The organism is Sphingosinicella sp. YJ22 (assembly GCF_011320075.1).
GTDB lineage: Bacteria > Pseudomonadota > Alphaproteobacteria > Sphingomonadales > Sphingomonadaceae > Allosphingosinicella.
In genome coordinates, this window is record NZ_JAANPA010000039.1 from 22,264 (window position 1) to 28,263 (window position 6,000).

Genomic DNA, 6,000 nt, shown 5'->3' on the forward strand with positions numbered 1-6,000 from the left:
CGCAGCCGCATCGTCTCTCTCCTTCTGATGACAGCAATTGCTCCCGCTCAGCGGGAGAGGATGGAAGGCCTGATCACGCCCCCGGATAGCGCGTCAGCAAATCCATTCCCGGCAGATGCGGCTCGCCACGAAAGTTCACCACATTGCCGAACCGCGCCGAGCATGTCGCGAGGCTGCGGTCGCAGCCCTCGCTGAGCTCGAGGAGGTCCCCTTCGACCGGCACGAAGGCCGGCGCCTCTCGCAACGTCACCTGGTCGCCCGCCGAGGAGCGCACCAGCGAGGCGAGGCCGCTGTTCGGCCCACCGATCCAGCGCAACCGCCCATAGCCATAGGCATTTGCAGAGGGCTCCAGCGCGTCCAGCGTCACGACCGCGCCGTCGGAAGTAACCACCCGCGCCAGCCGCACGCGGCCGGCCATGTCGACCCGGCACCTTCTGTCGCCGAGGGTCGCACGGCATTCCGGCGACATCTGCTCGACCACCGGGCGCTCCAGCGCCGAAGTCGGCCCCTTCAATTCCGCCTCGAACGCCTCGCCCGAGATGCTCACCTCGCCGAGCTCGCCGCGCGCCAGGATCAGGGCTTCGGCGCCCGGCGACTCCCAATCGGTCATGAAGATCGCCAGCGACGCCCCGTCCCAGCGCCCGGCCCGCATGTCCTGTGCACGGATCGCCGAGCTGGTCAGCGCACCTTTGACATCGACGCTGTCCGCGTCGAACCCGTCCGAGACGCTGATCGACGACGGCAGCATCCCCGGCGCCGCCCGATAGATCAGCCCATCGACCGTCAGGTCGCGGTCGTGCGAGGTGAACCCCAACGTCACCCCGTCCCGCCGCTCCAGCCGCCAACACAAGGCGATCGTGGCCAGGTCGTGCAAAAGAAACGAAGACATGGGTCACGAGCCCTCCCGCACCTCGATCAGCTTCACGCTCGTCGCCTCCCCCGCCAGGAAGGTCGCCCGACTGATCTCCAGCCGGTCATCCTCGAACCGTACCGGCACGTCGAAGCGGAAGCCCGCCCGCACCGCAGCGCCCGGCGCGGGCGCCTCCTCAAACGTCACCACGCCTTTCCCGCCCAGCGTCCAGCCGCTCACCCGCTCGACGCCGTCCACCGACAGCCGCACCGACCCGGCGATCGGACGCGTGATCCGCCGCTGCTGCCCGTCATAATCTTTGACGAGCGCGAAATCCGTCCGCACCCCGTCGCCGGCCCCGAGCAGCTGGTCCGCCGCCCCCGGCTCGCCGCTCATTCCGTTGGAGCTGAAGTCGAACGGGTCGCGGAAGCGGAACGCCTTGGCCGCGCCGCGCCGGGCGCGGAAGAACGCGATGAGCTCCGCCAGTTCCGCTTCGCTGCGCACCCCCGGTCCCGCGTCGAAGCGCAGCCGCGCGTCGGCCCATTCCGAGTTGCGCTGCTCCGCCCCGCCCGCCGTCTCGACGATCGCGGTCGAGAAACTCGGCTCCACGCTCGCTTCCCGCCCAAGTGCCAGCGGAAACAGCACGTCGTCGAAGGCCTCCACGCCATCCTCTCCCGCATCAAACCACACGAACCCGTCCCGCATCACCTGCGGCAAAGCCCAGGCGAAGACTTCCGCTGCCCCGCGCGCAAACCCCCGCTCGGCGGCCTCGGCGATCGCATGCTATTGCGCGGCATCCTCCGCGCTCGCCACGAACCCCGCGAAATAATGCTGCTCGTCGGCCGGATGGCCGAGCCGAGCCGCGACCTCGGCGACACCGCGCGCCGTCGCGCCATGCGCGCCCGCGCTCGCCCAGTCATAATCCTCGAGCTGCAGCACATCGAATGCCGGCGCCGCCCACCCAACTGGCAGGTTCGCGCGCTTTACCTCCGGCGCCGATGCATCGAGCACCGTCGGCAGATAGGCGAGCAGCAAGGTCTCCGTCTCGGCCGCCACCGCCTTCACCGCCGCACACAAAGCCGCGGTCGACTCCGCCAGCACCGCCCCCGCCGCGTCCAGCGTCGCAAGCTGCGCCGCATCGAGCGCGCCCCGAACGTCCGCGATCGCCACCGGCGCGAGCCGCGCCACCGCCGCGTCGTCGTACAGGCAGATGCGGCCGTCGGACGTCACCCACCACCACGGCTCGCCCACCTGGAACCGCACCGGCATGCCGGCCGAGACGGCGATCGCGGCAAACGCCGCCGCCACATCCTGCAGCCACCCCATCGCCCCCGAATGCGCCGGCGACAGCAGCGCCGAAGGCGGCACCCATCCGGTCAGCGCCGGCGAGCCGTCCGCCGCCCGCTGCTTCCACGCCTCCGGGCAATGCTGCTCGAGCAGTTCGTAAGACAGTGACCAGATGATCGAAAAGCCCAGCGCCTTCGCCCGCACGGCAAAGTCCCGATACCACGCCGCGCACGGCCCGTTCAGCGCTGAGCCCGCATCGACCAGCCCATCCGCTCCCAGCCGGAAATAATGGCTCATCCCGACATAGTGGTTGATGACCTCCCGATAGCCGAGCTGCAGCAAGTTCCGCAGCACCCGCTCCGGCGCCAAATGATAGAGATCGTCATAGCCCGTCGCGATCCGCAGCCGGTGCTCGGGCACCAAAGTCTCGCCAATCTCCAGCACCGACCCCGATCCGTCACAGGCGATCTCGGAGATCTCGACCCACCCCTCCGCCGGCACTGCCAGCGGCCCGTCCACCGCATCGTAATCGGGCGCCACCAGCGACACGAACATCCGGTCGACATCGCCCGAGAAGACCTGCGGTCCGCCGCCGACAAATCCCTCACGAAGATCGGCGGAGTCGAGCACCACCGCCGCATCCTCGGGCGACCCGCTCGCATAATTCGACAGCCGCACCAGCCAGGTCCGCGCGGCGCCGGCCGGGTCCCGCCCCTCGATCGTCAGCGTCGGCCCGTGCAGCGCATCCAGCGCCTTCACCCCAGCGGACCGCCACCGAAAGCTGAGCCGGCAATGCCCATAATCGCGCGACGTTTCATACCGCAGAAGCGGATGATCGACGCCGTCTTCGGACGTCCAGATCAGCCCCGCCAGATCGTCCCGCCGATAGAACAGGCACTCCAGGCGCAGCGCGCTCGGTCCGGTCGTGCACACCGACGCCATCATCGGCCGCGGAAAATCGACGCTCCAGTAGGGCGCAGCGAACCGCTTGACCGTCCCAAGCTGCTTCGCACCGCCCGGCGGCGCCAGCCAGTGTCCCATGATTCACCCTCGCTTAACTTGCCGGGAGCAGCCTGGCGCCATGACTCGCCAACTCTCTCTTGCCGCCTTGACGGGCCTCATGCTCCTTGCCGCGCCGGCAATCTTGGGCCCAGCCGACGCCCAGCCGCGGCGCAACCCGCCCCCGACCGCGAATGCGCAGCAATCCGGGGCGGAATCCCGAGAGTCCATCTATTACCGCAACTGCGCGGCGGCCCGAGCGGCGGGAGTCGCGCCTCTCTACCGTGGCCAACCGGGCTATCGCCCTCAGTTGGACGGTGACGGCGACGGAATCGCCTGCGAGCCCTATCGCGGCCGTCGCTAATCCACCCGCATCAGCGCCGCCTTCACCGCCCGCGCCACCTGGCGGCTCGAAGCGCTGAGCGCCTTGGCCTCGCTTCCCGCGGCCGCGTTGACCGTGATCGCCACCCGCACCTCGCGCGACCCCGCTGACGGCCGCAGCGCCTCCACGCGTCCGGCCGAGGTCGGCACGAACAGCTCCGGCCCGCGCTCTCCGACCAGGTAGGCACGGCCGCCAGTCACCGGCCCGCCTGTCGCTCGTCCGGGCAGGCCGAGCAGCGATCCGAGCAGCGACGTCAAGACGCCGACGAGACCGGCGCCGCCCCCGCCGGCCGCGCCGATCCCGCTGCGGATGGCGGCCGCCGCGATGTCCGCCATCATCGCCAGCGCGGTCCTCTTCAGGTCCTCGAAGCCGAACTTGCCGGTCCGCACCGCTCGGATCAGCGCGCTCTCGAGCGCCTGGCCTGCCCGCTGCAGGCCGTCCGCCAAGGGTCCGTCCAATTCCGCCCGCATCGCCGCCACGTCCCGCGCGAACGCCTGGGTGTCGGCGCGCAGGCTCACCACGAGCCGCTCGATTTCCTCATCCATCGGGGTACATCTCCTTCAGCCGCGCGAGATCGGAAGCAACGAGCGCGCCGCTCCCACCCCCTGAGAATGCCTGCAACACGCAGGCCAACTCCGCCGGCGTGGCTCGCCAGAACTGCTCCGCGGGCCAGCCGAGAACGGAGCCCGTCAGTCCGGCCAGCCGCGCGGCCGCCTCGCTAAACACGACCCTGCAGGATCTGGGTCAAAAGCAGCTTCAGCACCGGCGCCGTCCGCACCAGTCCCAGCTCCGCCACGGCGGCGCCGACGCTCTCCCGCGTCAGCCCCTCCGGCCGCTCACGCACGCAGTGCCAGAACAAGGCCGCCACCTCGCCCAGGGTCAGCCGCCCTTCCGATGCCCGCTCGACCAGCGCGAACAAGGAGCCGAGCTCCCCTTCCGCCGCGACCAAAGCCTCGAAGCTGGGCCGCAGCACCAAGACCTCGCCACCCGCCTGGAGCGCCGCCTCCCCCCGAGCCGGGTTCGCGCCGCTCACAGCGCGCTCACTTCGCCCGAGCTTTCGAGCGCCAGCGTGTAGGTCCGCTCGCCATTATAATCGCCGGAATAATCGAGCCGCGTCACCAGGAAGCGCCCGCGCATCCGTTCGCCGCTCTCGAACGACAGCTCGTAATCGTCGAGGAGGCCGGCAAGTGCATTCGTCTTCAGCCGCGCCTCCGCCGCCGACCCGGTGAAGATCCCGCTTCCGGCGACGGACACCGATCGCGTGCCGGCGCCCGACAGCAAATCCCGCCATCCGCTGCTGTCCTTCGTCGTGACATTCACCGCTTCGCCGTTGACCGACAATTGCGTCGTGCGAAGTCCGGCCACGGTCGCGTAGGCCGGCGGCGTCGCGCCATCGCCCACCTTGAGAAGAAAGGCGCTTCCCTTTTCCGCGCTCATGTCCCAATCTCCTTGTTCTCAAGACTCTTACGGAGGGTGCTGCCATGTCCTCTGTCCTCGTCGCCCTGCTCGTTCTCGGAACGGGCAACGGTGCCGCGCTCCAGGTCAACGACCCGTCAGCTACGGCCCGAAATGCGTACACCCAATGTCTTCGCCAGTTCATGGACCGCGGTCTCGACGACCGTATGACGCTCGACGATTTCCGTGCCGCCCTGCCGCAGCAATGTACCCAGCAGGAACAGGCGTTTCGTCAGGCGCTCATCGCGCGCGAGGCGAGCTTCCGAACACCGCGCGCCGAAGCCGAGGAAATGGCGACGATGGAAGTCGAGGACGCCCGCACCAACTTCATCCAGCTGTTCGAGAATAATCGCCCGACCTGATCCCCCGCTGCGGGGAACCCGCAGCGCCAGGCGCCGCTTTATTCCACTATCCCAGGACAGTGGCCCGCATCATCCGCGCCCGATATTCGACGACCGCGATCCATTTTGGTCCGGCCTCGCGCACGACGCGCGATCGCAGCATCGTCAGGCCGACGAGCGTCCATCCGGCGAGGTCCGGCCCGATCGTCGCCACCGCGGCGCGTGTCCGCTCCACGAGCAAGCGCGCACGCGCTGGCGTCTCTCCCCCGCAGGTCACAAGGATCGCGACCCGCACCTCGGCACCTTCGCCACCTTTGAAGCCCCAGTCCGTCTCCGGTCCCGCCTCGATCACGGCCGCGGCATCGCCGGCCTGAAGCGGAATCCCGTCGGAAACCTGGCTGAGGCCCGCCACCTCCCTGAGCACTGTCACGAGTGCCGAGACGAGCGCGCCCGCGGCGCCCTGCTCACTGTTCATCGCTCGCCTCCGCAACCAGCCAGCGCAACCGGGCGTCGAGCACGAACCGGCGGATGAGCCCACGCCCGGCGAGCACGACCCGCTCCCCCTCCTCGCTCACCCGAACGCCGCTTGGCGCCCGTTCCGCGATGCGCGCGGCCAGCCGTTCGCGCCGCTCGGCCGCGCTCCGCGCGGCCAGCTGCGCCGCGCGCGCCGTCAGCCGGCCGAACAT

The 6,000-nt window shown here is 69.7% G+C and carries 9 protein-coding genes and 1 pseudogene; 2 read left to right on the top strand and 8 right to left on the bottom strand.

All coding sequences use genetic code 11. The features are described 5' to 3' along the window. Window positions 1-73: 73 nt before the first annotated feature. Together G7B71_RS12950 and G7B71_RS12955 are read right to left on the bottom strand one after the other, a co-directional pair. A complete protein-coding gene (locus tag G7B71_RS12950) occupies window positions 74-889 on the bottom strand; it encodes a DUF2163 domain-containing protein (RefSeq protein WP_166041545.1) in 816 nt (271 codons plus the stop codon). 3 nt (window positions 890-892) lie between these two features. Further along, window positions 893-3,178: pseudogene (locus G7B71_RS12955) on the bottom strand (DUF2460 domain-containing protein). Window positions 3,179-3,257: 79 nt separating this feature from the next. Between G7B71_RS12955 and G7B71_RS15580 the strand changes: the two are divergent. Next, the gene (locus G7B71_RS15580; protein WP_207774800.1) at window positions 3,258-3,500 is read left to right on the top strand and encodes an excalibur calcium-binding domain-containing protein; all 243 of its coding nucleotides are present in this window, start codon (window positions 3,258-3,260) and stop codon (window positions 3,498-3,500) included. Here the strand turns inward: G7B71_RS15580 and G7B71_RS12965 are convergent. Genes G7B71_RS12965 through G7B71_RS12980 form a run of 4 tightly spaced genes read right to left on the bottom strand, consistent with a single transcriptional unit; the run spans window position 3,497 to window position 4,955 of the window. Further along, entirely contained in the window at window positions 3,497-4,063 is a 567-nt protein-coding gene (locus tag G7B71_RS12965) for a tail tape measure protein (RefSeq protein WP_166041547.1), read from the bottom strand. The two genes, G7B71_RS15580 and G7B71_RS12965, sit on opposite strands and share 4 nt — an antisense overlap. After that, window positions 4,056-4,244 (bottom strand): phage tail assembly chaperone, encoded by a 189-nt coding sequence (locus G7B71_RS12970; protein ID WP_166041549.1) that lies wholly within the window; start codon window positions 4,242-4,244, stop codon window positions 4,056-4,058. Before G7B71_RS12970 ends, G7B71_RS12965 begins: the two co-directional genes overlap by 8 nt. After that, window positions 4,237-4,551 carry a gene transfer agent family protein gene (locus G7B71_RS12975; protein WP_166041551.1) on the bottom strand — a complete coding sequence of 105 codons (315 nt, stop codon included), beginning with the start codon at window positions 4,549-4,551 and terminating at the stop codon, window positions 4,237-4,239. The genes G7B71_RS12970 and G7B71_RS12975 overlap by 8 nt, the downstream gene beginning before the upstream one ends. Continuing rightward, on the bottom strand, window positions 4,548-4,955 hold the full coding sequence (locus G7B71_RS12980) for a phage major tail protein, TP901-1 family (protein ID WP_166041553.1): 408 nt from the start codon (window positions 4,953-4,955) through the stop codon (window positions 4,548-4,550). Before G7B71_RS12980 ends, G7B71_RS12975 begins: the two co-directional genes overlap by 4 nt. 44 nt (window positions 4,956-4,999) lie before the next feature. On the opposite strand from G7B71_RS12980, the gene G7B71_RS12985 reads away from it, so the two are divergent. After that, on the top strand, window positions 5,000-5,335 hold the full coding sequence (locus G7B71_RS12985; protein WP_166041555.1) for a hypothetical protein: 336 nt from the start codon (window positions 5,000-5,002) through the stop codon (window positions 5,333-5,335). Between the two features lie 46 nt (window positions 5,336-5,381). Here G7B71_RS12985 and G7B71_RS12990 read toward each other — a convergent pair whose 3' ends face one another. Together G7B71_RS12990 and G7B71_RS12995 are read right to left on the bottom strand one after the other, a co-directional pair. After that, entirely contained in the window at window positions 5,382-5,789 is a 408-nt protein-coding gene (locus G7B71_RS12990; RefSeq protein WP_166041557.1) for a DUF3168 domain-containing protein, read from the bottom strand. Further along, window positions 5,779-6,000 (bottom strand): hypothetical protein (locus G7B71_RS12995; RefSeq protein WP_166041559.1); only part of this gene is annotated, 222 nt, incomplete at its 5' end. The genes G7B71_RS12995 and G7B71_RS12990, both read right to left, overlap by 11 nt.